Source organism: Streptomyces sp. NPDC001868 (genome assembly GCF_040297125.1).
In the GTDB taxonomy this organism is placed as follows: Bacteria; Actinomycetota; Actinomycetes; order Streptomycetales; family Streptomycetaceae; genus Streptomyces.
The window spans coordinates 24,203-50,191 of record NZ_JBEOYO010000064.1 but is presented as its reverse complement, the minus strand read 5'-3'; the positions used below and the strand labels follow the sequence as shown (position 1 = coordinate 50,191).

Annotated in this window: 24 protein-coding genes; 17 read left to right on the top strand and 7 right to left on the bottom strand. The window is 71.5% G+C overall.

The window, feature by feature from the left end; genetic code table 11:
• Positions 1–106: 106 nt before the first annotated feature.
• The 3 genes from ABT147_RS41005 to ABT147_RS40995 all read right to left on the bottom strand — a co-directional run bounded on the left by ABT147_RS41005 (position 107) and on the right by ABT147_RS40995 (position 2,710).
• Positions 107–1,363, bottom strand: coding sequence for a hypothetical protein (locus ABT147_RS41005; protein ID WP_351416237.1), 1,257 nt, complete (start codon positions 1,361–1,363; stop codon positions 107–109).
• 10 nt (positions 1,364–1,373) lie between these two features.
• The gene (locus ABT147_RS41000) at positions 1,374–1,628 is read right to left on the bottom strand and encodes a MoaD/ThiS family protein (protein ID WP_351416235.1); all 255 of its coding nucleotides are present in this window, start codon (positions 1,626–1,628) and stop codon (positions 1,374–1,376) included.
• A 170-nt stretch (positions 1,629–1,798) separates the two neighbouring features.
• A complete protein-coding gene (locus tag ABT147_RS40995) occupies positions 1,799–2,710 on the bottom strand; it encodes an alpha/beta hydrolase (protein WP_351416233.1) in 912 nt (303 codons plus the stop codon).
• A gap of 225 nt (positions 2,711–2,935) precedes the next feature.
• On the opposite strand from ABT147_RS40995, the gene ABT147_RS40990 reads away from it, so the two are divergent.
• Positions 2,936–3,724 (top strand): response regulator transcription factor, encoded by a 789-nt coding sequence (locus ABT147_RS40990; RefSeq protein WP_351416230.1) that lies wholly within the window; start codon positions 2,936–2,938, stop codon positions 3,722–3,724.
• A gap of 106 nt (positions 3,725–3,830) precedes the next feature.
• A complete protein-coding gene (locus ABT147_RS40985) occupies positions 3,831–4,853 on the top strand; it encodes a LacI family DNA-binding transcriptional regulator (protein ID WP_351416227.1) in 1,023 nt (340 codons plus the stop codon).
• A 195-nt stretch (positions 4,854–5,048) separates the two neighbouring features.
• Here the strand turns inward: ABT147_RS40985 and ABT147_RS40980 are convergent, their stop codons facing one another.
• The gene (locus ABT147_RS40980) at positions 5,049–6,806 is read right to left on the bottom strand and encodes a trypsin-like serine protease (RefSeq protein ID WP_351416225.1); all 1,758 of its coding nucleotides are present in this window, start codon (positions 6,804–6,806) and stop codon (positions 5,049–5,051) included.
• Between the two features lie 340 nt (positions 6,807–7,146).
• Between ABT147_RS40980 and ABT147_RS40975 the strand changes: the two genes are divergently transcribed.
• The 4 genes from ABT147_RS40975 to ABT147_RS40960 all read left to right on the top strand — a co-directional run bounded on the left by ABT147_RS40975 (position 7,147) and on the right by ABT147_RS40960 (position 10,924).
• On the top strand, positions 7,147–8,310 hold the full coding sequence (locus tag ABT147_RS40975) for a S1C family serine protease (RefSeq protein WP_351416222.1): 1,164 nt from the start codon (positions 7,147–7,149) through the stop codon (positions 8,308–8,310).
• Between the two features lie 59 nt (positions 8,311–8,369).
• Complete coding sequence (locus tag ABT147_RS40970) at positions 8,370–8,555, top strand: hypothetical protein (RefSeq protein ID WP_351416219.1); 186 nt, start codon at positions 8,370–8,372, stop codon at positions 8,553–8,555.
• A 180-nt stretch (positions 8,556–8,735) separates the two neighbouring features.
• Positions 8,736–9,470 carry a response regulator transcription factor gene (locus ABT147_RS40965; RefSeq protein ID WP_351416217.1) on the top strand — a complete coding sequence of 245 codons (735 nt, stop codon included), beginning with the start codon at positions 8,736–8,738 and terminating at the stop codon, positions 9,468–9,470.
• Complete coding sequence (locus ABT147_RS40960) at positions 9,467–10,924, top strand: HAMP domain-containing sensor histidine kinase (RefSeq protein WP_351416214.1); 1,458 nt, start codon at positions 9,467–9,469, stop codon at positions 10,922–10,924. The genes ABT147_RS40965 and ABT147_RS40960 overlap by 4 nt, the downstream gene beginning before the upstream one ends.
• 233 nt (positions 10,925–11,157) lie before the next feature.
• Here the strand turns inward: ABT147_RS40960 and ABT147_RS40955 are convergent, their stop codons facing one another.
• On the bottom strand, positions 11,158–12,186 hold the full coding sequence (locus ABT147_RS40955; protein ID WP_351416212.1) for an erythromycin esterase family protein: 1,029 nt from the start codon (positions 12,184–12,186) through the stop codon (positions 11,158–11,160).
• Between the two features lie 92 nt (positions 12,187–12,278).
• Here ABT147_RS40955 and ABT147_RS40950 point away from each other — a divergent pair, with 92 nt between their 5' ends.
• Positions 12,279–13,004 carry a TioE family transcriptional regulator gene (locus ABT147_RS40950; protein ID WP_351416210.1) on the top strand — a complete coding sequence of 242 codons (726 nt, stop codon included), beginning with the start codon at positions 12,279–12,281 and terminating at the stop codon, positions 13,002–13,004.
• Positions 13,005–13,133: 129 nt separating this feature from the next.
• Here ABT147_RS40950 and ABT147_RS40945 read toward each other — a convergent pair whose 3' ends face one another.
• A complete protein-coding gene (locus ABT147_RS40945) occupies positions 13,134–14,942 on the bottom strand; it encodes a bifunctional metallophosphatase/5'-nucleotidase (RefSeq protein ID WP_351416208.1) in 1,809 nt (602 codons plus the stop codon).
• Positions 14,943–15,238: 296 nt separating this feature from the next.
• On the opposite strand from ABT147_RS40945, the gene mshD reads away from it, so the two are divergent.
• From mshD to ABT147_RS40895, 10 genes are all read left to right on the top strand, one after another.
• Positions 15,239–16,165, top strand: a complete 927-nt coding sequence (gene mshD, locus ABT147_RS40940) for a mycothiol synthase (protein WP_351416206.1) — start codon at positions 15,239–15,241, stop codon at positions 16,163–16,165.
• Positions 16,166–16,272: 107 nt separating this feature from the next.
• On the top strand, positions 16,273–16,695 hold the full coding sequence (locus ABT147_RS40935) for a GntR family transcriptional regulator (RefSeq protein WP_351416244.1): 423 nt from the start codon (positions 16,273–16,275) through the stop codon (positions 16,693–16,695).
• Positions 16,692–17,666: an ABC transporter ATP-binding protein gene (locus tag ABT147_RS40930; protein ID WP_351416203.1), complete on the top strand. Its 975-nt coding sequence runs from the start codon at positions 16,692–16,694 to the stop codon at positions 17,664–17,666. The genes ABT147_RS40935 and ABT147_RS40930 overlap by 4 nt, the downstream gene beginning before the upstream one ends.
• Positions 17,663–18,685 carry an ABC-2 membrane transporter-related protein gene (locus tag ABT147_RS40925; RefSeq protein ID WP_351416201.1) on the top strand — a complete coding sequence of 341 codons (1,023 nt, stop codon included), beginning with the start codon at positions 17,663–17,665 and terminating at the stop codon, positions 18,683–18,685. Before ABT147_RS40930 ends, ABT147_RS40925 begins: the two co-directional genes overlap by 4 nt.
• On the top strand, positions 18,682–19,500 hold the full coding sequence (locus tag ABT147_RS40920) for an ABC-2 membrane transporter-related protein (protein WP_351416199.1): 819 nt from the start codon (positions 18,682–18,684) through the stop codon (positions 19,498–19,500). Before ABT147_RS40925 ends, ABT147_RS40920 begins: the two co-directional genes overlap by 4 nt.
• A 495-nt stretch (positions 19,501–19,995) precedes the next feature.
• Complete coding sequence (locus ABT147_RS40915) at positions 19,996–22,230, top strand: RNA degradosome polyphosphate kinase (protein ID WP_351416242.1); 2,235 nt, start codon at positions 19,996–19,998, stop codon at positions 22,228–22,230.
• Entirely contained in the window at positions 22,211–23,491 is a 1,281-nt protein-coding gene (locus tag ABT147_RS40910) for a CHAD domain-containing protein (RefSeq protein WP_351416196.1), read from the top strand. The genes ABT147_RS40915 and ABT147_RS40910 overlap by 20 nt, the downstream gene beginning before the upstream one ends.
• The gene (locus tag ABT147_RS40905) at positions 23,488–23,910 is read left to right on the top strand and encodes an NUDIX hydrolase (protein ID WP_351416194.1); all 423 of its coding nucleotides are present in this window, start codon (positions 23,488–23,490) and stop codon (positions 23,908–23,910) included. The genes ABT147_RS40910 and ABT147_RS40905 overlap by 4 nt, the downstream gene beginning before the upstream one ends.
• Before the next feature lie 459 nt (positions 23,911–24,369).
• Complete coding sequence (locus ABT147_RS40900) at positions 24,370–25,197, top strand: SCO4651 family lipoprotein (protein ID WP_351416191.1); 828 nt, start codon at positions 24,370–24,372, stop codon at positions 25,195–25,197.
• Positions 25,198–25,343: 146 nt separating this feature from the next.
• Positions 25,344–25,529 carry a hypothetical protein gene (locus ABT147_RS40895; RefSeq protein WP_351416189.1) on the top strand — a complete coding sequence of 62 codons (186 nt, stop codon included), beginning with the start codon at positions 25,344–25,346 and terminating at the stop codon, positions 25,527–25,529.
• 70 nt (positions 25,530–25,599) lie between these two features.
• Here the strand turns inward: ABT147_RS40895 and ABT147_RS40890 are convergent, their stop codons facing one another.
• Positions 25,600–25,965 carry a metal-sensitive transcriptional regulator gene (locus ABT147_RS40890; protein WP_037688248.1) on the bottom strand — a complete coding sequence of 122 codons (366 nt, stop codon included), beginning with the start codon at positions 25,963–25,965 and terminating at the stop codon, positions 25,600–25,602.
• Positions 25,966–25,989 lie beyond the last annotated feature (24 nt).

The following is a 25,989-nucleotide window of genomic DNA, read 5'->3' as shown; positions in this document are numbered from 1 at the left end:
GGGGAACTGCGCGACCAGCCCCCACCGGAGGCGCGCCTTGGGGGTCGAAGGGGCGCAGCCCCTGGGGATGGGACGGGTAGGGGCGGCGGGGGCGAAAAGGGGGCGGTCAGGCGAGGGCGCGGCCCAGCAGGTAGACCGCCGGCGCCGCCGCCGTCAGCGGGAGGGCGACACCCGCGGTGAAGTGGACGAAGCGGGACGGGTAGTCATAGGCGGCGACCCGGTGGCCGACGAGGGCACAGAGCGCGGCCCCGGCCCCGAGCAACGCCCCCGAACTCCCCAGCCCCGTCGCACCACCCACGGCGATTCCCGCCCCGGTCGCCGCCAACAGCGACACCACCACCGACGCCACCGCGGGCAACGGCAGCGCACGGGCCACCACAGCCACCGCCACCGCGACCCCACCCACCGTCACCGCGTCCGCCACGGCCGCCAGGTACCCGGTCGCGATGATCGCCAGCGCCGACGAGGCCACCGTCGCCATCAGCCCGTACATCCGCTCGTCCGGATCCGCGTGGCTCCGCAGCCCGAGCACGATCCCGAGCAGCACCCACACACCGAGCGTGCCGAGGATCGCGGCGGGCGCGTGCTCCCGGCCCGCCGTGAAGAGCGCCGCGTCCGCCGCGAGCGCGCCCGCGAAGGCCAGCACGATGCCCTGCCGGGCCGGCCACATGCCGTTCAGCCGGAACCAGCCCGCCGCGGTCACCGCCTGCAGGACCACCAGGGGTACGGCGAGCGCGTACTCGCCGATCGCCGCGGCACCGGCCAGCAGCAGGCCCAGTACGGCCGTGATCAGCGCCGGCTGCATCCCGGGATCGATGATCGGCGACCGCCCCTCGGCCCGCGCCCGCTGGGCGTCGGTGACCCGGGTGTTGCCGGTGAGGGTGGGCGGCCCATAGCCGGGCTCGCCCTCCGCGACGGGCTCGGTCCGGGGCTGGGGCTGCGCCTGGACGTGGGGCTGGGCATGGTGCTGGGCGTGCGCGGGCGCCTGCGGCTGCTGGGCCTGGGGCGCGTACTGGCCCTGCTGCGGGTTCTGGCCGTACTGGGAGGAGTGCTGGCCGTACTGCCCGTTCGCGCCGTACGGCCCGTTCGGACCGTCGGTCTGCTGGGGCAGGTACGCCGTCTCCGTCAGGTGGGCCGCGGGCGGTGTGGACGGCTGGATCTGGGTCTCCCAGGTCTGGCCCTCCCACTGCTGGGTGTACTGCTGGGCCTGGGCGGCCTGGCCCTCGTCGTAGCCCTGCCACTGGGGCTGGGGCTGTGCCGGGGCCCCGTACCGCTGGGATTCCTGGTACGCGTCGTACCCCTGCTGCCCCTGCTGGCCCGGCTGTCCCTGGTGGCCCTCGTAGCCGTACGGCTGGTTGCTCATGATGTGGGGGTCACCCTCCTGCGAACGGCGGGAGCACCTCGACCGTGCCGCCCTCGGCCAGACGTACCGTCTCATGCGCACGGGTGCCCACGGGGTTCCCGTCGACGAGGAACGAGCATCGCCGCAGTACGCGGGTGAGTTCGCCGGGGTGTCGGTCGCGGACCGCGTCCAGGGCGTCCGCGAGGGTGGCCGCGTCGTAGGGCTCCTCGGCGAGGCCGGCTGCGGACTTGGCCGCGGCCCAGTAGCGGACGGTGCCCTTTGGCATCTGCGTTCCTCGTGTATTAGTCGTGTCGGGGTCAGGCTACGGGGCGGTTGGCGCAGTGGGGAAACCGCGGGCCGGTGGGGGCTTGTCGCGCCCACGCGGCTCAGCCGCACATCGAAGCGGCCCCGCGCCCCTGAAGGGTCGGGCGCGGCCCAGGTGGCGAGGCGCCGCCGCTAGTGGGGCGGCGTACCCGTCCCCCTCTTCGCCACCCACTCCCCGATCCTCCCCAGCAATTCCTCGCTCGCCGCGTTCTCCGCGTGCCCCATGCCGCGCTCCAGCCACAGTTCCCCGTCGTCGCCCGCCGCTGCCGCCAGCATTTCGGGGTGGTCGACGGGGAAGTAGCCGTCGCGGTCGCCGTGGACTATCAGGAGGGGGGTCGGGGCGATCAGGGGGACCGACTCCACCGGGGAGAGCGGGACCGGGTTCCAGTCGCGGTGGTGGATGCGGGTGCGGAAGCCGTAGCGGCCGAGGAGGCGGCCGGCGGGGCGGGTGATGAGCCAGTGGACGCGGCGCATGGGGGCCGTGCCGCGGTAGTACCAGCGGGCGGGCGCGCTGACGGAGACGACGGCGTCCGTGCCCGCGTCCGGCTGGGCCGCGTGGCGCAGGACGACCGAGCCGCCCATCGAGAAGCCGACCGTGGCGATGTGCGCGTGGCCGAGTTCGCGGGCCCAGCGGACCGCCGCCGCGAGGTCGAGCACCTCGCGGTCGCCGACCGTGGAGTGGCCGCCGGATCTTCCGTGGCCGCGGAAGGAGAAGGTGACGACGGACCCGTACCGGGCGAGCACCTCCGCCACCCTTCGAACATGTGGGCGGTCGACGTCACCCGTGAAGCCGTGGGCGACGACGACGGCGAGATGGCCGGCGAGGGGGTCGGCAAGGTGGCCGGAGGGTGGAGTTCCGGTGTCGTCCGAGCCTTTGTATACAACGGACTTGGGATCGTATACGGCATCGATATTCACCCCGTCGTCAGTGCGCAGAAACCTGCGCAAAGGGGTTCGGGGCGGCCTCGAAGAGGTTCGATCGGCCGTCTCAGAGTTCGGAATGTCGAAAGATCGCGTCACATGACCTGCCGGACCAGCACTCATGTGGGCTATTCTGCTGGACAGAGGACTCGGGCAATGTCGCCCCCGGGTCCTTTTGTGCTTTCGGAAGCGTTGTATACGAGCGGGAAACTCCAGGTGACCGCAGGTATACGGGCCCCGGGATCGCAGAGCAGAACATTGCGAGACCCCGTAGTCGACCGCCCGGTCGGCATCGTGGTTCCGCAGTGCCACACACGTCCTCGCAGGGACCGAGGAGGAACCAGACGTATGAGTTCTCTGCTGCTCCTGACCAACGCCCTCCAGCCTTCCACGGAGGTGCTTCCGGCCCTCGGGCTGCTGCTGCACAACGTGCGCGTGGCTCCGGCTGAAGGCCCCGCTCTCGTCGACACCCCCGGTGCGGACGTCATCCTGATCGACGGACGCCGTGACCTCCCGCAGGTCCGCAGCCTGTGTCAGCTGCTCCGCTCCACCGGCCCCGGCTGCCCCCTCATCCTCGTCGTGACCGAGGGCGGTCTCGCCGCCGTCACCGCCGACTGGGGCATCGACGACGTCCTTCTCGACACGGCCGGTCCCGCGGAGGTCGAGGCGCGACTGCGGCTCGCCATGGGACGGCAGCAGATCGTCAACGACGACTCCCCGATGGAGATCCGCAACGGCGATCTCTCCGTGGACGAGGCGACCTACAGCGCCAAGCTCAAGGGGCGCGTCCTCGACCTCACGTTCAAGGAGTTCGAGCTCCTCAAATACCTCGCCCAGCACCCGGGCCGCGTCTTCACCCGCGCCCAGCTGCTGCAGGAGGTCTGGGGCTACGACTACTTCGGCGGTACGCGCACGGTCGACGTCCACGTACGACGGCTGCGCGCCAAGCTCGGCCCCGAGCACGAGTCACTGATCGGAACCGTCCGGAACGTCGGTTATCGATTCGTTACGCCCGAGAAGGCGGAGCGCGGCGGTGACGAGGCGAAGGCCAAGGCCGCCCCCTCGCCCTCCCCAAAGACGGCGGATGCGGACGAGACGGCGCCCCTGGACACCGTCGAGATCGCGGCCGAGGCGTAGTGGCCGGCCCCGCCGGGTCCCCGCGGGGCGGCCTACGCACAGCCACCGCACAGGGAGGATGCCGTACGCCCTGCCCAGGGGCGTTTTATCCGCGTAGACTCCGCGCGTGGCCAAGGTGACTCGGGATGACGTGGCAAGACTGGCGGGTACGTCCACCGCCGTCGTCAGCTACGTCATCAACAACGGACCCCGGCCGGTTGCCCCGGCCACGCGCGAGCGTGTCCTCGCCGCCATCAAGGAACTGGCGTACCGGCCCGACCGCGTCGCCCAGGCGATGGCCTCGCGGCGCACCGAGCTGATAGGCCTGATCGTCCCGGACGCGCGTCAGCCGTTCTTCGGCGAGATGGCACACGCGGTCGAACAGGCGGCCGCCGAGCGCGGCAAGATGGTCCTCGTCGGCAACTCCGACTACGTCGCCGAGCGCGAGGTCCACTATCTGCGGGCGTTCCTCGGGATGCGCGTCTCCGGACTGATCCTCGTCAGCCACGCCCTCAACGACAACGCCGCCGCCGAGATAGAGGCCTGGGACGCGCGGGTCGTGCTGCTGCACGAGCGGCCCGAGGCGATCGACGACGTGGCCGTGGTGACCGACGACCTCGGCGGCGCGAAGATCGCCGTGGAGCATCTGCTCTCCCACGGCTACGAGTACGTCGCCTGTATGGGCGGTATCGCCGAGACCCCGCTCGTCGGTGACCCCGTCTCCGACCATGTCGAGGGCTGGCGCCGCGCGATGGACGAGGCCGGGATCCCGACCGAGGGTCGGCTGTACCAGGCGCCCTACAACCGGTACGACGCGTACCAGGTGGCGCTGAAGCTGCTGGCGGCGCCGGGGCGGCCGCCGGCGATCTTCTGTTCCACGGACGACCAGGCGATCGGGGTGCTGCGGGCCGCGCGTGAGCTGCGGATCGAGGTGCCGGGTGAGCTGGCTGTCGCCGGGTTCGACGACGTCAAGGAGGCGGCGCTCACGGATCCGCCGCTGACGACGATCGCGACGGATCGTACGGGGATGGCTCGGGCCGCGGTGGATCTGGTGCTCGATGACGGGATTCGGGTGGCGGGGTCTCGGGGGGAACGGGTGAAGCTGTTTCCGTCGAAGCTGGTTACTCGGCGGTCGTGTGGGTGCGAGTAGTTCGGGAGCGGGTAGTTCGGGAGCGGGTAGCGCCGTAGGGCTTGAGGTCGGCTGCTGACCGCGGGTTCGTCGTGGCTTGTCGCGCAGTTCCCCGCGCCCCTTGAAAGCACTGGTTGCCCTTGAGTCTTCAGCACAGCGACGAGGCCCGCGCCCCTGGAAAACAGGGCGCGGGCCTCGTCGCTGTGCTTCGTGCTCCTAGAACAGGGCGTTGTACTGGTTGTAGCCCGTGCCCAGTTTGATGCGGGTGGCGAACAGGGACGTGGAGGCCTTGTTGGTGCCGGGGTAGAGCCAGAGGGTGCCGCCGGAGTCGCGGGCGATCACGTCGGCGATGGCGTCGCCGGTGACATCGCCGTTGGTCACGTAGGCGGTGAACTTCCAGCCCGTGCGGGCCTTGATGCGGGGGGACCAGGGGGTCGAGGCCTTGCCGGTGCCCTTGTAGAGGGAGAGCGAGGCGTCGGCGAAGCGGACCAGGAGGTCGGCCTTGCCGTCGCCGGAGAAGTCACCGCGGCCGAGCAGCTTGGCGCCCTTCCAGGCCTTGTTGACGACCCGGACCTTGGTGTTGAACTGGCCGTTGCCCTTGCCGGGGTAGAGGTAGACCGAACCGTCGGCGTCGAGGGCGACGAGGTCGGGGAGCGCGTCACCGGTGAGGTCGCCGGGGATCGCGTACGACTTGTAGCCGCCCCAGACCGAGCTGATCTGCATCCAGGTCCACTCCCAGGTGGAGTGGTTCATGTAGCTGCGATACAGCTTGCCGTCGTTCTTGTCCCGGATGATCAGGTCCTGGTAGAAGTCCCGGTCCAGGTCGGCCTGCATGACCCAGCTCGCGTTCTGCCAGCCGTTGCCCTGGTAGGCGCGCGCGGCGAGCGACGTGCCCTTGCTGTCCTGCTGGAAGAGGTTCCCCGAGGGCGTACGGGCGAGGAGGTCCGCGCGACCGTCGTACGTCAGGTCGGTGTCGTCGATCCGGGGCTGGGCGGCCCAGGTGTACGAGGAGACCTTGGTGAAGACCGGGTAGGCGCCCTTGGCGACGCAGCCGGTGACGCCCCAGGACACGATGCCGACGACCTTGCCGCCGACGACCAGGGGGCCGCCGGAGTCGCCGTTGCAGGTGCTCGTGGTGCCGGCGTCGCCGCCGGAGGCCGGGGTGCCCGCGCAGACCATGGAGCCCTCGGCGAAGTAGTCCGTGCCGAGGACCGACTTCATCGCGCTGTCGCAGGTTGTGTCCTTGACCAGCGGCAGCGTCGCCTTCTTCAGCTTCGCGGACAGCTGGGCGTCCGTGCCGCCGGAGGTCAGGCCCCAGCCGTACACCGTGCCCTGCGTGCCGGCGGTGTAGAGCGAGCCGTCGTCGGACGCGGCCAGGCGCAGCGGCTTCTGCTCCAGCGGGCGGTCCAGGGTGAGGACGGCGACGTCGTTCTTGATGAGCTCCCCGTCGTACTTCGGGTGCTCCCACTGGCGCAGGACGCCCGCGACCGTGCCGGTGGTGTCGTCGTACAGGTCGGTCGTGCCGGCCAGGACCGCGCCGTTCGCCGTCCAGTCGAGCCCGTCGAGGCAGTGGGCGGCGGTGAGGACCTTGTTCGGGGCGACCAGGGTGCCGCCGCAGAAGGAGCCCTCGTCGGTCGCCGCGTCGTAGTACGCGAGCTGGACCATCCAGGGGGCGGCGGAGATCGTCGTCTCGCTGCCGCCGATGATGAACGGAGACGGGGACGGGGATGAGGAGGACGGGGCGTCCTCCGACGAGGCGTCGTCCGTCGCCGGTGTCGCCTGGTCCTCCGCCGCCTTGATCACTCGTTGGCGGAGTTCCTTGGCGGAGGTCTTGGGCGCGGCGGGCGGGTCGAGGGTGACCGTGGGCCGTGCCGGCTCGTCGGCCGCCGTCGCGGGCTGCGCCGCGAGGACGCCTGCGCCGCTCAGCGCGAGCGCGAGGGCTGCGGCGGGAAGTGCCTTGAAGGCACGTATCACTCAGGGCTCCTGGGATGCGTGGGTGTCGTGGGCAGCCCGAGCAGGGCGTACGACGCCGACCGCCCCGTCACCGGTGCTCCCGGCCTCGGGTCGTATCGCGGAGCCCCCCTCCGGCTGGGTGATCGTAGGCATCGCACGCCTCACCGGACAGGGAATTCACAGGAGTTCACAGAAGTCAGACAAGTATTCGGATAGTGCGTTCTTTCGCATCACCGCCCGGCAACCCTGTGTTTCCCATGCCTGCGGGGACCGGCGTCTTTATATGGGGCGAACGAGGTTCTGGTGGGGTTCTCAGGGAGCACTCAGGAACGTCTCATGGTCGGGCGGCAGGCTCTGAGTCATGACCGAGAGCTTCCGCCGCAGCGGCGAGTACGAGAACCCCTACCAGGGTGACCAGCAGCAGCAGTCCGGGTACGCCCAGGGCGAGACCCCGCAGCAGCCCGCGTACCTCCAGCAGCAGGCCCCCGCCCCGGTGCCTCCGGTGCCCCCGGTGAACCCGGAGTGGCCGCCCCCGCCGGCGTACGACCCGGCGGGGTCCTCGGCGCACGCCTCGCACGCCGCTCCCACCGCGCTCCTCAGCGAGCCGGTCTCCTCCGCCGCCGGGCCGGAGTCCGCCGGGGCCGCTCCGCGCAAGCGTGCCCGGGGGCCGATCGCGCTGCTGGCGGCCGTGGCGTTCGTCGCGGCGGCGATCGGTGGCGGTACGGCGTACGGCATCCAGGAGCTGACCGGTACGGACACCGTGGCCTCCAGCTCCACCAGCACCAGCGTGGTGCCCACCAGCCAGAAGGGCACCGTCTCCGGGGTCGCCACGGCGGTCAGCCCCAGCATCGTGGAGATCAGCGCCAGCTCGAACGCGGGTGAGTCCACCGGTTCCGGTGTGATCATCACCAGCGACGGCGAGATCATCACCAACAACCATGTGATCTCCGGTGCCTCCCAGATCAAGGTGACGACCAGCGACGGCAAGTCCTACACGGCCGAGGTCGTCGGCACCGACAGCAAGAAGGACCTGGCCCTCATCAAGCTGCGGGACGCCTCCGGGATGAAGGCCGCCACCCTCGGCGACTCCGCCGGCGTCAAGGTCGGCGACCAGGTCGTGGCGATCGGCTCCCCCGAGGGCCTCACCGGCACGGTGACCAGCGGCATCGTCTCCGCCCTCGACCGTGATGTGACGGTCTCGACGGACGAGAGCCAGGGCCAGCAGCAGCAACAGCAGGACGGCGGGCAGTGGCCGTTCGAGTTCGGCGGCCAGGAGTTCAACGGTGACACCGGCTCCTCCACGACCACGTACAAGGCCCTCCAGACCGACGCCTCCCTCAACCCCGGCAACTCCGGCGGCGCCCTCATCGACATGAACGGCAACATCATCGGCATCAACTCCGCGATGTACTCCGCCGCCGACGCCACCTCGTCCAGCGCCGGCAGCGTCGGCCTCGGCTTCGCCATCCCGATCAACACGGTCAAGGCCGACCTGAGCACACTGCGGGCGGGCGGCTCGGACTGAGGCCCGGCCCGCCGACCAGGTAGTTCCCCTCCCGTCCCGCTGAGTCCAAGGAGTTCGACATGATCACGCAGGTCTCCCACACCGTCGCAACCGCCGGCGACCCGGCCGGACTGGGTCTCGCCCTCGCGGTGGCGGCCGAACTGCACCCGCCGGTGCTCCGGGCCCCCGAGGTGGCGGCCACCGCCCACGCCCCGGCCCGCCGCGGCACGGCGGCACGACCGCACCGTCGTACGGTTCGCGGCTGATTCTTCGCGTCTTCTGCGCGACCGGGGCGACGTGCAAGGCTAGGGCGACACCGCGCGCGCCCCTTCAGGGGCGCGGGGAACTGCGCGACCGGCCACAACGCACCCGCGCACGGCGACGCACCAGAACCCCTACGGCGCCCCGGCCCTGTAGTCCACCGCACCCGAGGAACGAAAACCAACATGAGCCCCGCCGAAGGCGCCCCCGAACCCCAGCGCATCCTCATCGTCGACGACGAGCCGGCGGTGCGCGACGCCCTGAAGCGCAGCCTCGCCTTCGAGGGCTACGGCACCGAGGTCGCCGTCGACGGCGCGGACGCGCTGGAGAAGGCGACCGCGTACCGGCCGGACCTGGTGATCCTCGACGTCCAGATGCCGCGCATGGACGGGCTGACCGCCGCCCGCCGGATCCGCGGCGCGGGCGACACGACCCCGATCCTGATGCTCACGGCCCGCGACACGGTCGGCGACCGTGTCACCGGCCTCGACGCGGGCGCGGACGACTACCTGGTCAAGCCGTTCGAGCTGGACGAACTCTTCGCCCGCGTCCGCGCGCTGCTGCGCCGCAGCACGTACGCCGCCGCGGCGGCCGGCACCGCCGAGGTGGACGAGGCGCTCACCTTCGCGGACCTGCGGATGGATCTGGCGACGCGGGAGGTCAGGCGGGGTGGGCGGCCGGTGGAGCTGACCCGTACGGAGTTCACGCTCCTGGAGATGTTCATGGCGCACCCGCGCCAGGTCCTCACCCGCGAGCAGATCCTGAAGGCGGTCTGGGGCTTCGACTTCGAGCCGTCCTCCAACTCCCTGGACGTGTACGTCATGTATCTGCGCCGCAAGACCGAGGCGGGCGGCGAGCCCCGGCTCGTGCACACCGTGCGGGGCGTCGGGTACGTCCTGCGCCAGGGCGGCGCGGAATGAAGAGGCTCCTGAGCCGCTACCGGTCCCTGCCGATCCGGACCCGGCTGTCGATGCTGGTCGCGGCGGCGGTGGCGTTCGCGGTGGCGGCGGTGTCGGTGACGTGTTGGTTCATCGTGCAGGGGAAGCTGTACGACCAGCTCAACGATGATCTGAAGAAGTCCGTGGGCATGGGGATGATGCGGAACGCGGCCGAACAGGCGGTCAACGCATGCACGCAGGTCCCGGCGGAGAACGACGGCCGCCAGGGCCCCCAGAACACGTACTTCCAAGTGATCCTGGAGGACGGAACGCCCTGTGTCCTGCCCTTCTCCGCGGGCCTGGTGAACGTCAGCCAGGACGACGAGGAGATCGTCAGCGACACGCGCCGTGATCTCACCCTGTATCGCAACGGCACCGACTCCGAGGGTGTCGACGTACGGATCATGACCACACCGGTGACCCTCACCGACCGGACCACCGGGGAGACGTCCAACGCGGCGATCGTCGCCGCGCTTCCCCTCAAGGGCACCCAGTCGACCCTCAACGACCTCGCCCTCATCCTCCTCATCGTCTCCGGCATCGGAGTCGTCGGGGCCGGGGCCGCTGGGCTGGCCGTGGCCCGCGCGGGCCTCCGACCGGTCGACAAGCTCACGGAAGCCGTCGAGCACGTCGCGCGCACCGAGGACCTGGGCATCCGTATCCCGGTGGAGGAGAAGAGCGAGGACGAGATCGCCCGCCTCTCCCGCTCCTTCAACTCCATGACGAGCGCCCTCGCGAACTCCCGCGAACTGCAACAACAACTCATCGCGGACGCCGGCCACGAACTCCGCACCCCCCTCACCTCCCTCCGTACGAACATCGAACTCCTCACCCGCAGCGAGGAGACGGGCCGCCCGATCCCGGCGGAGGACCGCAAGGCCCTGCTCGCCTCGGTGAAGGCCCAGATGACCGAACTGGCCTCGCTGATAGGCGATCTGCAGGAGCTGTCGCGCTCGGAGTCGGGCCAGCAGGGAGGCCGTCACCTCCAGGTGGTCGACTTCCAGGAGACGGTGGAGGCGGCCCTGCGCCGGGCCCGGCTGCGCGGCCCCGAGCTGACGATCACGGCGGACCTGGGGCCCTGGTACGTACGCTCCGAGCCGTCCGCCCTGGAACGGGCGATCGTCAACATCCTCGACAACGCGGTGAAGTTCAGCCCGGAGTCCGGCACGATCGAGGTCTCACTGTCCGAAGGCACCCTCACGGTCCGCGACCACGGCCCCGGCATCCCCGCCGACGAACTCCCCCACGTCTTCGACCGCTTCTGGCGCTCCCCCAGCGCGAGGTCCCTCCCGGGCTCGGGCCTGGGCCTGTCCATCGTGGCCCGCACGGTCGAACAGGCGGGCGGCGAGGTGTCGTTGTCCCGCCCGGACGACGGCGGCACACTGGCGACGGTGCGGCTGCCGGGGGCGGCCACTCCTCCGCCGGAAGCGGTGTAGGGAACGCGCCGCTGGAAGCCATGGACGAGCCGGCCATGGCCCTCGTCGAAGTACAGGATGCGCGGCCCCTTGGAGTCGCTGGACCGCACTGACTCGACGCGCCTACTCGGGCAGCGCATCACGGCCGACGAGGGCATCGAGCCGCCCATCCATATCGGGGAGCAGCACGGGAGCATGCTGCCCGATGGCCCTGAGCAGCGCCATCGGGCCGGGCGGCTCCGGGCCGTCAGCGATCACCCATGGCCCAGGTCGCCCGCCGCGACGAAGGCGTACCGCTCGCCCACCAGCGACGCCAGGATGGCGCCGGCGCCGTGCCAGTCGAGGTCCAGATCGCGCATGCGCATGTGGCTGGGGCCTTGTTGGAGGTGGAGGGTGTGGGCGAAGACCAGGGTGGGGCCTCGGTCCGCCTCGATGGCGCGGATGTCGAGGAGGTTCTCGGCCATGAGGGCGTCCCGGGTGGCGAGGAGGCGGGATATCCGGACGTCCTCCTCGGCCGGGCGCGCCAGCTGCCGGTGGTAGCGCAACAGGCCCAGACCGGCCGTGAGATGGGCCTTCGCCCTGAACCACGCGGCCCGCGAGGTCGCCGCGATCAGTTCCGGCGCGCGAGCGTGGAACTCGGTGAGCATGTCGTCCGCGAGACAGCGGAGCGTCTCCGCCTCTGGCGTGGCACCGATCGACATCGCGGGGTCCAGGACCGCCTCCGTACGGCTCCAGCGTTCGTCGTCACCGGCGAGGTCCGCGAGGTCGGCGGCGGAGGCGGTGGTCAGAGCGAGGGTGGGGACGTTCAGAGCGAGGGTGGGGGTGGGGGTGGGGGCCGAGGCGGGGTCTTCCTCGCGGGTCAGGTACGGGCGGGCCAGGTACCCGCGGGCGTGTTCCAGGTACCGGCGCGGGCTGGGCGCGCTCATGTTCTCCATCTCGGCGTCGAAGCCGTGGAAGGCGAGGCGTTCCTCCGGCGGGCGGGTCCGGTTGTACTCGCGCATCCAGGTGACCAGTTGCCGGTTGGGGGCGAGTTCGCCACGGCCGAACGCGATGCCTGCGCTCATCACCTCGTCGAAGTCACCGGCCCCCTCCCGGACGTGGTCGTCGACGGCGAACGCGGGGACGCGATCGGTTTCCAGGGCGATCGAACGGAAGCCCTGGTCGACGAGTCGGGCGAACAGTTCGTTGCGGACGCGGGGGAAGGCCGGATCGGTGTGCGTCGGTTCGCCGAGGGCCAGCAGGTCGCACGACGGGGTCACGAAGTCTCGAATGTCCTGACTCATGAGCCTCGATCGTATCCTTGAAGGATCGGTTGAGGCTTGGAGAGTCATGCCCCGCTATCTACCCTCACCACATCCCCCGAAGTCTCAAAACGGTGGTCACCTTGCGCCCCTTCGACCTCGCCCGCGAGCACGGCCTCTCGACCCAGGCCGTCCGCAACTACGAGCGCGACGGGTTCATCCCGCCCGCCGAGCGCACGGCGAGCGGCTACCGGATCTACACCGAGACACACGCGGCGGCCCTCCGCGCCTTCCTCGCCCTCGTCCCCGCCTACGGCCACACATCAGCCGGACAGATCATGCGCGCCCTCCACGCGGACGCCCTCGACGACGCCCTGGCGATCATCGACCTCGGCCACAGCCAGTCGCTCCGCGACCGGGAGACCCTCGACGCGGTACGCAACGCGCTGGACCACCTGATGGCGGAGGCGGGGACCGCGCCCGCCCGGGACCGGTCGGCGCGTGCCGACGGGCGCACCATCGGCGAACTCGCCCACCGGCTCCGGGTCACCCCCGCGACCCTCCGCGCCTGGGAAGCCGCGGGCATCCTCGCCCCCGCCCGAGACCCGCTCACCGGATACCGCGTCTACGGCGCGACCGACATCCGCGACGCCGAACTGGCCCACCTCCTCCGGCGCGGCGGCCACCCCCTCGACCACATCGCCACCGTGGTCCGGCGGATCCGGACGGCCGGCGGCACCGACGCCCTCTCGGACGCCCTGGACGACTGGCGGCGGAGACTGACCGCGCGGGGCGTCGCCATGCTCGACGCGGCGGCCCACCTCGGCACGTACCTGAGCCTGCTCGATCGAGATCCGTGATCCCGCTGTGGAAGCCCGTCGGGGACGTGACGGCGGGAGACGTGAAACACCCCGCGCCCCCGATGGTCCGGGGGCGCGGGGCGGTGAACGGACGGCTTCACACGATCCGGCCGAAGCGGTCCGATGTGACTAGTTGACGATCGTGATCCGGTTGGCCGCCGGCGGTGCGATCGGGCTGGTGGCCGAGGAGTTGGCCAGCAGGTACTGCTCAAGTGCGGCGAGGTCGTCTCCGCCGACCAGGTCGTTCGTGCCCTGGCCCAGCGTCGGGAAGCCGTCGCCGCCGCCCGCGAGGAAGCTGTTGGTCGCGACCCGGTACGTGGCGGCCGGGTCGATGGCCGCGCCGTTGAGCTTGATGGTGTCCACGACGATCCGGTCCGCGCCGGTCTTCTTCAGGTCGAGCGTGTACGTCAGCCCGGACGACGGCAGCAGCACCTTCGGCGCGGCGGTGTTCGAACCGCTGACCTGCTCCTTCAGAACCGAGATGAGCTGAGCGCCCGTGAAGTTCTGGAGGTTGACCGTGTTGGAGAACGGCTGGACGGTGAAGCCCTCGGCGTAGGTCACCACGCCGTCGCCCTCGGTGCCCTTGGCCGCGTAGGTGAGCGGCGCGCGCACACCGCCGGGGTTCATCAGTGCGAGGTCGACCTCGGGGTCGAGCGTCTTGCCGTACCAGTACTGCGCGTCGGCGATCAGGTCACCCATCGGGGACTCGGTGCCGGCGTTGGGCACGTCGGCGGATATGTAGCCGATGGCGCGGTTGCCGATGGGGGCGGCGAGGGTGTTCCACCTGCTGATGAGGGCCGTCATGTCGGCGGCCTTCTCGACGTCCCGGGTGACCACGTGGTTCGCGGAATCCACGGCCGTACGGGCGATGTCGCCGGTCCGGCGGTCGTACGTCAGCGTCGTGTCGGTGTAGAGGCGGCCGAAGGACGCGGCCGAGGTGACCATGCGCGGCTTGCCCGCCGGGTCGTTGATCGTGCAGGCGTACGCGGCGTGCGTGTGCCCGGTGACGACGGCGTCGACCCTCGACGTGATGTTCTTGGCGATGTCGACGATCGGACCGGAGATGCCGTCACCCGCGCCGGGCGAGTCGCAGTCGTAGTTGTACGAGGTGGAGGCGGGGGCACCGCCCTCGTGGATCAGCGCGACGACCGACTTGACGCCCTGGCGCTCCAGCTCCTTGGCGTACTTGTTGATCGTCTTGACCTCGTCCTTGAAGGTCAGGCCCTTGACGCCCTCGGCGGAGACGACACCCGGGGTGTCCTCCAGCGTCACACCGATGAAGCCGACCTTGACGCCGTTCTTCTTCCACACCCAGTAGGGCTTCAGAAGCGGCTTCTTGGTCTTGTCCTCGATGACGTTCGCCGCGAGGTACGGGAAGTCGGCGCCCTTGAACTTCTTGCCCTTGACGTAGCAGCCGTCGGTCGGGTGGCAGCCGCCCTTCTGCAGGCGGGCCAGTTCCTTGGCGCCCTCGTCGAACTCGTGGTTGCCGACGCTCGTCACATCGAGGTCGAGCCCGTTCAGCGCCTCGATGGTGGGCTCGTCGTGGAACAGGCCCGAGATCAGCGGGGAGGCACCGACCATGTCACCGGCGGCGGCGGTGATCGTGTAGTCGTCGGCCCGGCGGGCCTCGCGCAGGTGCGTGGCCAGGTACTCGACACCACCGGCGTTGATCGTCTCGGTGGTGCCGTCCTCGTGCAGATGCGTGACCCGGCCCGAGGAACCGGCCGGCGGCTCCAGGTTGCCGTGCAGGTCGTTGAACGACAGCAGCTGCACGTCCTGGTACCGGCCCGGCTTGTCCTTGCCGGGTTCCGACTTCGACTCACCGGCGTTCGCCGGGATCGCGGCGGCCAGCGCCCCGACGGTCGCCAGGCCGGCCGCGGCGGCGAGGACCCGGTTGCGGCGGCTTCTGCGGCGCTGCGCTTGGGGTGTGGCTGACATGTGCCCCCCTGGGCTCGTGAGGAGTAAGAGAAACGAGAGAAACGTAAGAACAGGCCCCGTCGGCCCGAAGCGTAGGGTCAACGCGCGTAGCGCGACAGGGGGTTCCTGGTTACGACCTGATTGCCATCGAGGAGGACTTGGCACGAAAGGGCACATAGGTGCGCCCCAAAGGGGCGCGGGGCTGTGACAGCTGCGGCTCCGCCGCGGGGCGCGACCAGCCATATTCAAGCCGCGCCCGCGCGACGCCAGAACCACCCACCCCCTGGGCGCCCCCCTGCGGAGCTAACCTCGTACCCATGACCAGCGACGACACGGCCCAGCCCAGCGGAGCGCGCCGCATCGAGACAAGCCTGGACCTGACTCCCGACCAGAAGACGGCCGTACTCACCCTCCTCGACGAGTCCGCCCAGGTCGACGGCCAACAGGCCGTGTCCGAGCAAGGCCGCCTCCAACTCCGCGGCGGCCCCCGCGACGGCGTACGCCACCTCCTCCTCAGCGTCGGCGAGGACCTGGTCGGCTACGCCCAGCTGGAGGACACCGACCCCATCGAGGCCCCCGCCGCCGAGCTGGTCGTCCACCCCTCCCACCGGGGCCACGGCCACGGCAGGGCGCTCGGCTCCGCCCTGCTCGCCGAGTCCGGCAAGCGGCTGCGCGTCTGGGCGCACGGCGGCCACTCCGCCGCCCGCCATCTCGCCCAGGTCCTCGGCCTCACCCTGTTCCGCGAACTCCGCCAGATGCGCCGCTCGCTGGCCGATTTCGACCCGCCCGAGCCGGTGCTCCCCGACGGCGTCACCGTCCGCGCCTTCGTTCCCGGCGAGGACGACGCGGCCTGGCTCGCCGCGAACGCGGAGGCGTTCGCCCACCACCCCGAACAGGGCTCCCTCACCCAGCGCGACCTCGACGACCGCAAGGCCGAACCCTGGTTCGACCCGGCGGGCTTCTTCCTGGCCCACCGGGGCGAGGAACTGATCGGCTTCCACTGGACGAAGGCACACGCCGCCGAGCAGCTCGGCGAGGTGTACGTCGTCGGTGTCCGCCCCGGCGCCCAGGGCGGCGGCCTCGGCAAGGCCCTCACCACGATCGGCCTGCGCCACCTCGCCGCGCAGGGCCTGCCCACGGCGATGCTCTACGTCGACGCCGACAACAAGGCGGCGGTGACCGTGTACGAACGCCTGGGATTCGTGACGTACGAGACGGACCTGATGTACCGCTCGGAGACATAGCCTCCGGAACCAGGACTTGTCCACAGGCTGGGGGCGGTGTTGTTGACACCGCCCCCTCTCTTGCACCACCCTTTCACTACTCAATTAGTGAAAGGGTGGTTGTCCGAGTGGTCGAGTACCGCATCGACCGGCGCAGCGGTGTCGCCACCTATATGCAGATCGTCCACCAGACCAAACAGGCCCTGCGGCTGGGCCTGTTGGAGCCCGGCGACAAGCTCCCCACGGCCCGCGAGGTCGTGGAGGCCACCGCGATCAACCCGAACACGGTGCTGAAGGCCTACCGCGAGCTGGAGCGCGAGGGCCTGGTCGAGGCCCGCCGCGGCCTCGGCACGTTCGTACGGAAGTCACTGGGCGCCACGCCCGTCGACTCCCCGCTGCGGGCCGAGCTGGGCGCATGGGCCGTCCGGGCCCGTGAGACCGGACTCGAACGGGACGATGTGGAGGCGCTCTTCACCTCCGTCCTGGACGAACACTTCACGAAGGACCAGCTGGACCGGCTGGACGGGAAAGATCAGGGGGACGAGGCATGACCGGGACCGCCATGGAGGCGGCCGCGCTCGGCAAGAAGTTCGGGTGGCGGCAAGGGGGCTGGGCACTGCGCGACTGCACGCTGCGCCTGCCGAGGGGACGGGTGTGCGCGCTCGTCGGGCCGAACGGCGCGGGCAAGTCGACGCTCCTGGCCCACGCGGCCGGGCTGCTCTCCCCCACCGAGGGCACCGTCCGCGTACTGGGGACGACCCCGGTGGAGGCCCGCGAGCGCATCGCGTACGTCGCCCAGGACAAGCCCCTGTATCCGCAGCTGACCGTCGCCGAGACCCTGCGGCTGGGCCACGAGCTGAACCCCCGGCGCTGGGACGCGGCCGCCGCCGAGCGGGTGGTGGACGCGGGCGGGCTGAGCCGGGACGCCAAGATCCGCTCCCTCTCCGGCGGCCAGCGCACCCGGGTCGCGCTCGCCCTGGCCCTCGGCAAGCGGCCCGAACTGCTGCTGCTGGACGAGCCGATGGCCGACCTCGACCCGCTCGCCCGGCACGAGCTGATGGGCACGCTGCTCGCGGACGCCGTGGAGCACGGCACCACGGTGGTCATGTCCTCGCACGTGGTGGCCGAACTGGAGGGTTCCTGCGACCACTTGTTCCTGCTGGGCGCCGGACGCGTCCGGCTCGCGGGCCCGCTGGACGGGATCCTCGCCGCGCACACCCTGGTCACCGGCCCGGTCGGCGACCTCGCCCCGCACACCGTCGTCGAGTCCCGCACGACGGGGCGTCAGCTCACCGCGCTGATCCGCCCACGGGGCACCGTCGCCCCCGGCTGGCAGACCGCCGACCCGACCCTGGAGGAACTGGTCCTCGCCCACCTGAGGGCACCTCAGGCCCCGGCCCTCACCGTCGACGACGAGGGCGACGAGGGCGATGCAGGTGGCGAGGCCGGCGAAGCCGGGAGCGACCCCGGCGACCCCGCCGGCGAGACCGACGGAGCCGAGTCGCGGGAGGCCGCCGTATGAGCATCACGACCGTCGAGACCGTCGAGGGCGCCCGCTCCGGGGAGCCGGCCCCGCCGATGAGCCCGACCCGGGGACTGATCCGGGCCGTGCTCCGCGTGCACCGGTCCGCCCTGTGGTTCTGGGGGCTGCTGGTGCTGCTGACCGCCGCCGCGCTCCTGTGGGCCGCCGGACCCGGGGTGGACGCCGCCTGGGCCGAGTACCGGGCCGGCGACTGCGCGAGCTCCGACTACTGCGAGGTCGGCCCGGCCTACACCCTGTACGACCGGGCCGTCACCTTCGGCACCGCCGTCCTCGCCGTCGCTCCGGTCCTGATCGGCGCCTGGGCCGGCGGCGCCCTGATCGGCCGCGAGCTGGAGAGCGGCACCGCCCGGCTGTCCTGGACCCAGTCCGTCACCCCGGCCCGCTGGCTGGCGGCCAAGCTCGCCGTCCCGGCCGCCCTGATCGTCTCGGGGACGGTCCTGCTGACCCTGCTGCACCGCCTGCTGTGGTCGTCGGACGCCGACCTGCGGCGGGCGCTCGGGACGAGGGACTGGTTCCAGTCCACGACCTTCCCGGCCAACGGCACCGTCGCCACGGCCTGCGCCCTGTTCGGTCTGGCCCTCGGCGTCTTCGCGGGCCTGCTGCTCCGCCGCTCCCTGCCCGCGCTCGCCGCCGGCCTGCTGGGCACCGCCGTCCTCACGATCGCGCTCCAGACCAACCGCCATCTGCTGTGGCCGGTCGAGACCCTGGTCTCCAAGACCGCGGAACGGGACTGGACGGGCGAGCTGGTCGACCGCGGCTTCGTCACCGCGACCGGCGAGCGCGTCTCGGACGTGGCCTGCACGGACGACTCCTGTGGCAGGGCCGACGCCGTCTCCTTCTACGCCGACTTCCACCCCTCCTCCCACTTCTGGCCCCTCCAACTGGTCGAGACCGCCATCCTCCTCACCGCCACCGCCCTCCTGGTCCTGGCCTCCTTCCACCTGCTGCGGCGCCTTACGGGAGGCGGCACGTCACCGCGTACGGGAGGCGGCGCATGACCACCATGGCCACTCCCGCCACCCCCGCCGCCCGCCGAGGCCTCCGCCCGCGCGGCCCGCTCTGGGCCGTGCTGCGGCTGCACCGCTCGGCCCTGCTGGTGTGGGGCGCGTACGTCCTGGGCATGGCGGGCTGGATGCTCTGGCTGCGGATCGTCGCTCTGGACGGGATATGGCGGGAGAGCGCCTCGTGCAGCAGGCGCGGCGGGTGCGTCGACATCGAGTCCGCGATGTCGTACAGCACGGACATGAGCATGATCGGCACGCTCGTCTCGTACCTGAGTTACGGCGTGGCCGCCTGGGCAGGGGCCGCGCTGACCGGCCGCGAGCTGGAGCGGGGCACGGCCCAGCTGTCCTGGACCCAGTCGGTCACCCCGGTCCGGTGGCTCGTCGTCAAACTGACGGTGCCCGCCGCGCTGCTCGTCCTCGGCACCACCGTCCTGGTGCTGCTCTACCGCTCCGCCTGGGGAGCGGACCGGAGCGTCATGGGCGACGAGTGGTACTACCCCGACCCGATGGTGAACCGGGGCCCCCTGCTCGTGGCGTACGCCCTGTGCGCGCTGGCGGTGGGCGCCCTGGCGGGCCTCGCCCTGAAGCGCGCGCTGCCGGCGCTCGGCGTGGCCCTCGGCTTCATGGTCTGGTTCCACCTGTACCTCGACCGGCACACCGAGGACCTGTGGGCCACGGACCAGTACATCGAAGCCCGGCCGCCCTCGGACTTCTGGCCCCTGCACCTCACGGCCACCGGCGTCGTCCTCGCCGTCACGGTCCTCGCCACCGCCGCAGCCTTCTGGCTGCTGGGCCGCCGCACCCGCTGACGATCACCGGCCGCCGCCATGGACAGGCACGCCCCTCCTACGGGGGGAGGGGCGTGCCGACGGCGTACGGCCGGTGAACGGAGCACGACGGCGATACGGCGTGCGCCGGAGCCCCACACGTGCTTCCGCGGAACCGGCAACGCTTCCACGGAACCGGCGGTCCTCCCCGCGCTATCCCGCACGTAAGGTCCTTGTAACCAGTCATTCAGACGACCTTGCGACGCTTCCGCAATGAACCCCGTCGTGCCCGAGCCCTCGCCTCCCCCACGCAACGGCCCAAGCAACGGGAAGAGCGCGGGGAGCGGCCCTCACGCGACCGCGCCCGTGGCCCCGCACCACACCGCCGAGGTCGTCGACGTCGTCGCGCGCATCGACGCGGACATCGCCGAGAACGACGCCGCGAACGCCTCCGCGCCCGTCCCGGCACTCCCCCCGGCACTCCCCCCGGCCCTGTCCGACGCGCCGGTCATGCTCGCGGCGCGGAAGAATGGTGCCATGAGCCAGTCCAACGCCCAGGCAGACCAGGTCCAGCACGCGCAGCCGACGGTCGGCTCCATAACCGGCCACCGCCCGCACACGGTGTCGGCCGCGGTGTCCGACCTCGAACCCGACATCGACGCCGACCTCGACGGATACGAGGAAGAGGAGTACGACGGCGAGAAGCTGCCGCAGGGCCGCTTCCTCGACCGGGAGCGCAGCTGGCTCGCCTTCAACGAACGCGTCCTGGAACTGGCCGAGGACCCGAACACCCCCCTGCTCGAACGAGCGAACTTCCTGGCGATCTTCGCCAGCAACCTCGACGAGTTCTTCATGGTCCGCGTGGCCGGTCTGAAGCGCCGTATCGCCACCGGCGTGGCCACCCGCTCCGCCTCCGGCCTCCAGCCCCGCGAGGTGCTGGAGATGATCTGGGCCCGCTCCCGCGAGCTGATGGCCCGGCACGCCGCCTGCTTCCACGAGGACGTCGCCCCGGCCCTGGCCGAGGAGGGCGTGCACCTGGTCCGCTGGAGCGAACTGGCCGAGAAGGAGCAGGCCCGTCTCTTCACGCTCTTCCGGCACCAGATCTTCCCGGTCCTGACGCCGCTGGCCGTCGACCCGGCACACCCCTTCCCGTACATCTCGGGCCTCTCCCTGAACCTGGCCGTACGCGTCCAGAACCCGGTGACGGGCACCTCGCACTTCGCCCGGGTCAAGGTCCCGCCGCTGCTGTCCCGCTTCCTGGAGGCATCCCCGGGCCGGTTCGTCCCCCTGGAGGACGTGATCGGCGCCCATCTGGAGGAGCTGTTCCCGGGCATGGAGGTGCTGGAGCACCACGCCTTCCGGGTCACCCGCAACGAGGACCTGGAGGTCGAGGAGGACGACGCCGAGAACCTCCTCCAGGCCCTGGAGAAGGAGCTCATGCGGCGCCGCTTCGGGCCGCCGGTGCGCCTGGAGGTCGAGGAGAACATCAACCAGGAGGTCCTGGACCTGCTGGTGCGCGAGCTGAAGATCAAGGAGTCCGAGGTCTACCCGCTGACCGGGCCCCTGGACCTCACCGGCCTCTTCCGTATCGCCTCCCTGGACCGGCCCGAGCTGAAGTACCGCAAGTTCGTCGCCGGCGTCCACCGCGATCTGGCCGAGGTCGAGTCGGCGTCCGCGCCCGACATATTCGCCGCGCTGCGCAACCGGGACGTGCTGCTGCACCACCCGTACGACTCCTTCTCGACGTCGGTGCAGGCGTTCCTGGAGCAGGCGGCCGAGGACCCGGACGTCCTGGCGATCAAGCAGACCCTGTACCGGACGTCCGGCGACTCCCCCATAGTCAACGCGCTCATCGACGCGGCCGAGGCCGGCAAGCAGGTCCTCGTCCTGGTCGAGATCAAGGCCCGCTTCGACGAGCACGCCAACATCAAGTGGGCCCGCAAGCTGGAGGAGGCCGGCTGCCATGTCGTCTACGGCCTGGTCGGTCTGAAGACCCACTGCAAGCTGTCCCTGGTGGTCCGCCAGGAGGGCGACACCCTCCGCCGCTACAGCCACGTCGGTACGGGCAACTACCACCCGAAGACGGCCCGGCTGTACGAGGACCTCGGCGTGCTCACGTCGGACCCGCAGGTCGGCGCGGACCTCTCCGACCTCTTCAACCGGCTCTCCGGCTACTCGCGCCGCGAGACCTACCGCCGTCTCCTCGTCGCGCCCAAGTCCCTGCGCGACGGGCTGATCGCCCGCGTCAACAAGGAGGTCCAGCACCACCGTGCCGGACGTCCCGCGCACGTCCGTATCAAGGTCAACTCGATCGTGGACGAGGCACTCATCGACTCGCTGTACCGGGCCTCGCAGGCGGGTGTGCCGATCGACGTGTGGGTGCGCGGCATATGCGCCATCCGCCCCGGGGTCCCAGGCCTGTCGGAGAACATCCGGGTCCGCTCGGTCCTCGGCCGCTTCCTCGAACACTCCCGGATCTTCGGCTTCGGCAACGGCGGCGAGCCGGAGGTGTGGATCGGCAGCGCCGACATGATGCACCGCAATCTCGACCGCCGGATCGAGGCCCTGCTCCGGGTCACCGACCCGGCCCACCGGGCGGCGCTCAACCGCCTGCTGGAGACCGGTATGTCCGACACGACCTCCTCCTGGCACCTCGGTCCCGACGGCGAGTGGATCCGGCACTCCACCGACGCGGACGGCCAGCCCCTGCGCAACGTCCAGGAGATGCTCATTGACGCCCGGAGGCGCCGGCGTGGCACAGCAACACCTTGACCCCACGGACCCCTTGGTCGTACCCGCCGATGCCGTCGCCGGCTATCTGCGGGCCCAGGCCACGGAGTTCCTCCGCGCGCTGCGCACCCACCGCGAGACCGGTGGGGGCGCGGCGGCGGCAGCCGAGGAGTCCGGCGACGCGGCCCTGGCCCTGCGCCGCTCGGCCCGCCGGATCAGCGGCACGCTGCACACCTTCCGGCCTCTGCTCGACACGGACTGGTCGGAGTCCCTCCGCCCCGAACTGGCCTGGCTGTCGGGCACCTTGGGCCGCGAGCACGCGTACGCGGCCCGTCTGGACCGCCTGGTGACGGCCCTGAACCGGCTCTCGGGCGCGACACCGTTCCCGGCCCAGGCGCCCAAGTCCGGCTCGGCCGCGGCCAGTTCCCAGCCGACCACGACGGGCCGGGCCACGACCGCCACCCCCGGCAGCCGCACCACCACGACCGCCGGGGGCCGCGCCACCACGACCACCGCCTCCGCCGGTGGCCGGTCCAACACAGCCGCCGCCTCCGCCGGTGGCCGTTCCACCGCCCCCGCCCCCGCTGTGGGCAGTCGTTCCGCCGGGGCGGAACGGGTGGGCACAGCGGAACCCGGCACCGCCGGCCCAGGTTCCCGCCCCACGGCAACCCCGGACCGCGGCAGCCTGACCGTGGGCGCGGCGAAGGCGGGCGCCCTCCTCGACCGCCAGCTCACCCTCGCCCGCACCCGGGCCCACTCGGCGGCCCTGCAAGCCCTCGGCTCCTCCCGCTTCCACGCCGTCGCGGACAACGTCGCCGTCCTCGCCAGCGAGGTCCCCCTCACCCCCACCGCCCCCACCGCGGACCTCCGCCCCCTCGCCGCCGCCGCCCACGAACGCCTCCGCGACGCGGTCACCGGCCTCCCCCTCCACACGGCCGGCCACCCCTACAACGCCGAGGCCCTCATCCACGGCCTCTCCCCGGACACCGCGCCCCACCCCCAGGACGCCCCCTGGCACCAGGTACGGCTGCTGCTCCGCCTCCACCGCTACGCCCTGGAGGTCCTGCACCCGGGCGCCGTCCCCGTGGACGTCCGCCTCCTCACGGCCGGCGAGGCCCTCAACCGCCACCGCGACGCCTCCGAAGCGGCCTCCGCGGCGGCCGCCGCCGCCCGCACCCCCCGGATCGCCCCGGCCACGGCCTACGCCCTCGGCGTCCTCCACGCCGACCAGCGCCACGAAGTGGAGGCATCCCGGTTCGCGTTCCAGCAGTCCTGGCAGAAGGAGGCGGTGAGCACGTCGTGACCGGCAACCCCGACGCCGTCGTCCAGGCGGCGGGCTGCGTCCTGTGGCGCCGCTCGCCCGACGGCTCGGACCTGCGGATCTGCCTGGTCCACCGGCCCAAGTACGACGACTGGTCGCACCCCAAGGGCAAGCTGAAGCGCGGCGAGGACCCCCTCGCCGGCGCGCTGCGCGAGGTCGAGGAGGAGACCGGCCACCGCTGCGCGCCCGGACCCCGGCTGCCGACGACCCACTACTTCGTCAACGGGCGTGCCAAGCAGGTGAGTTACTGGGCGGCCGAGGCCACCGGGGGCCACTTCGAGCCCAACCACGAGGTGGACCGGATCCTCTGGCTGGACCCGGCCGCCGCCCGCGCCCGCCTCACCCAGCCCCGCGACCGGGAACTGGTCGACGAGTTCCTGGCGACCCTCCGCCACGCCTGACCCGCACACGCCCCCGGCCCGCGCTCACACCCCGCCCGCCGAGTGCCCCTCCGCGTCCGTCCGGGCCAGACTCCGCGCCCGTCTCGCCGGCCCACGCCAGCCGCAGCTGCATCTCGCCACACAGAAGCGCCCCTGATCGACGGTGGTCGTACGGTGCTGCGGAGGTATCGGCTCGTCCTGATGCGCCACACCGACAACGTTACCCAAGGCAAGCACCCCCACCCGTGATCGGGGGCGAAGCCCCGGCTCAGGGGCGCGGGGCTGTATCGATGTGCGGCTCCGCCGCGTGGGCGCGAGAAGCCCCACTCACCCGCAGCCGCGATACAACCCATCACCCCCGAGCTCTCAGGCGCCCCTCCCATCCCCCCGCACCCTCCCGGCGTGACGCCCTCCCCCGCCCTTCGTTATCCGAAACGACCACAGAAACCCGGCACAAACCCGGCAGGGGATCGGCAGGCGATGGTGACGCGGCGGCACAGCAGAACGGGCGCGGCACTCGTCGCGGCGGGACTCATGGTCGGCGCGGCCGGTGTCACCGGCTGCTCGGGCACCGACGACGACTCCCTCCCCTCCGACCCGGTGGACCTGCTGCGCCGCGCCGCCCCCACTCTCGTCCGCGCGGGCAGCTCCAAGGCCCGTACCGAGATGGAGATGGCCACCGGCGGCACCCGCGTGACCATCCACGGCGAGGGCGTCTACGACTACGGCAGACAGCTCGGCCGACTCAAGGTGCTGCTCCCGCACGACCCCGCCGGCCACAGCGAACACCGCCCGATCACCGAACTCCTCGCCCCCGGCGCCCTGTTCATGAAGAACCGGGGCGCGGGCGTCCCCGCCGACAAATGGGTCCGCGTCGACACCGGCACCCTCTCCGACGGCAATCTGGTCACCGGCGGCGCCACCGACCCGTTCGCCGCGGCCGAGGTGCTGCGCGGAACACGGACGGCGAGGTTCGTCGGCGACACCGAGGTGGACGGCACCCCGGTCCGGCACTACCGCGGCACCGCCGACCTGCTGACGGCCTCCCGCGCGGCCTCCGAGGGCAACCGGGCCCCCCTGCGCGCCGCCGCCGAGGGCTTCGCCACCTCCCGCGTCCCCTTCGACGCCTACCTCGACGACGAGGGCCGCGTCCGCAAGGTCCGCCACCGCTTCAGCTTCGTCAACGGCGGCGGCCAGGGCTCCGTCGCCGTCGCCTCGACGACCCTGCTGTACGACTTCGGGGTCGCCGTCGCCGTACGCCTGCCGAGGCCCGAGGACATCTACGCCGGGAAGATCGCGGAGGACTAGAGCGGAGGCCTGGAGCGGAGGAGTGGAGCGGAGGGGCAGGACCGGGGCGGCGCGGAAAGTACGGGGCCGGAAATGGTCCGTTGGTGCCATGCGCCGGCTGTGGGCCGCTGCCTACCCTAGGAGTCGGTGACGGCAGAGAAGAGGTGATGCGCGTGGCTCCGGCAGGCGGTACGGCGGTTCAGGACCACGTGGCCCTCGCCGAGATCGAGCTCTGCGGCGACCTCATCATCGCGGCCTCGACCACCGACGGCGACCGCCTCAGCCCCGACCGCATCGACGAGGTCCTGCGCGTCTGGGAAGAGCGCGCCCACGAGGACGAACCCCGCCGGTAGACGGGCAGGCGCGCCGGACACCGCACCCGGTGGCCGAAAACCGACCCCGGCGCACCCCGCCCCCTGACCCTCAGGTCCGCAGCAGCCGCCCGATCGCCTTCGTGGCCTCCTCCACCTTCGCGTCGATCTCCGCGCCGCCCTTCAGAGCCGCGTCGGCGACGCAGTGCCGCAGGTGTTCTTCGAGGAGCTGCAGCGCGAAGGACTGCAGGGCCTTGGTGGAGGCGGAGACCTGGGTGAGTATGTCGATGCAGTAGACGTCCTCGTCGACCATTCGCTGAAGCCCACGGATCTGTCCCTCGATGCGCCGCAGACGCTTGAGATGCTCGTCCTTCTGGTGGTGGTACCCATGGATTCCACGGTCGTGATCGGTCACGACACCGGGCTCCACCCCGTCTACGGCGGAGGGCACTTCGGCACCGGCCCCTGTGGTCGTCATCGCAGCCTCCAGACATATACCCCT

What these genes read in the sequence shown, in the direction of transcription:
- ABT147_RS41005 (WP_351416237.1), bottom strand. Translation starts at nt 1,363, where the DNA reads ATGAGCAACCAGCCGTACGGCTACGAGGGCCACCAGGGACAGCCGGGC.
- ABT147_RS41000 (WP_351416235.1), bottom strand. Translation starts at nt 1,628, where the DNA reads ATGCCAAAGGGCACCGTCCGCTACTGGGCCGCGGCCAAGTCCGCAGCC.
- ABT147_RS40995 (WP_351416233.1), bottom strand. Translation starts at nt 2,710, where the DNA reads ATGAGTGCTGGTCCGGCAGGTCATGTGACGCGATCTTTCGACATTCCG.
- ABT147_RS40990 (WP_351416230.1), top strand. Translation starts at nt 2,936, where the DNA reads ATGAGTTCTCTGCTGCTCCTGACCAACGCCCTCCAGCCTTCCACGGAG.
- ABT147_RS40975 (WP_351416222.1), top strand. Translation starts at nt 7,147, where the DNA reads ATGACCGAGAGCTTCCGCCGCAGCGGCGAGTACGAGAACCCCTACCAG.
- ABT147_RS40970 (WP_351416219.1), top strand. Translation starts at nt 8,370, where the DNA reads ATGATCACGCAGGTCTCCCACACCGTCGCAACCGCCGGCGACCCGGCC.
- ABT147_RS40965 (WP_351416217.1), top strand. Translation starts at nt 8,736, where the DNA reads ATGAGCCCCGCCGAAGGCGCCCCCGAACCCCAGCGCATCCTCATCGTC.
- ABT147_RS40960 (WP_351416214.1), top strand. Translation starts at nt 9,467, where the DNA reads ATGAAGAGGCTCCTGAGCCGCTACCGGTCCCTGCCGATCCGGACCCGG.
- ABT147_RS40955 (WP_351416212.1), bottom strand. Translation starts at nt 12,186, where the DNA reads ATGAGTCAGGACATTCGAGACTTCGTGACCCCGTCGTGCGACCTGCTG.
- ABT147_RS40945 (WP_351416208.1), bottom strand. Translation starts at nt 14,942, where the DNA reads ATGTCAGCCACACCCCAAGCGCAGCGCCGCAGAAGCCGCCGCAACCGG.
- mshD (WP_351416206.1), top strand. Translation starts at nt 15,239, where the DNA reads ATGACCAGCGACGACACGGCCCAGCCCAGCGGAGCGCGCCGCATCGAG.
- ABT147_RS40930 (WP_351416203.1), top strand. Translation starts at nt 16,692, where the DNA reads ATGACCGGGACCGCCATGGAGGCGGCCGCGCTCGGCAAGAAGTTCGGG.
- ABT147_RS40925 (WP_351416201.1), top strand. Translation starts at nt 17,663, where the DNA reads ATGAGCATCACGACCGTCGAGACCGTCGAGGGCGCCCGCTCCGGGGAG.
- ABT147_RS40920 (WP_351416199.1), top strand. Translation starts at nt 18,682, where the DNA reads ATGACCACCATGGCCACTCCCGCCACCCCCGCCGCCCGCCGAGGCCTC.
- ABT147_RS40915 (WP_351416242.1), top strand. Translation starts at nt 19,996, where the DNA reads ATGAGCCAGTCCAACGCCCAGGCAGACCAGGTCCAGCACGCGCAGCCG.
- ABT147_RS40900 (WP_351416191.1), top strand. Translation starts at nt 24,370, where the DNA reads ATGGTGACGCGGCGGCACAGCAGAACGGGCGCGGCACTCGTCGCGGCG.
- ABT147_RS40895 (WP_351416189.1), top strand. Translation starts at nt 25,344, where the DNA reads ATGCGCGTGGCTCCGGCAGGCGGTACGGCGGTTCAGGACCACGTGGCC.
- ABT147_RS40890 (WP_037688248.1), bottom strand. Translation starts at nt 25,965, where the DNA reads ATGACGACCACAGGGGCCGGTGCCGAAGTGCCCTCCGCCGTAGACGGG.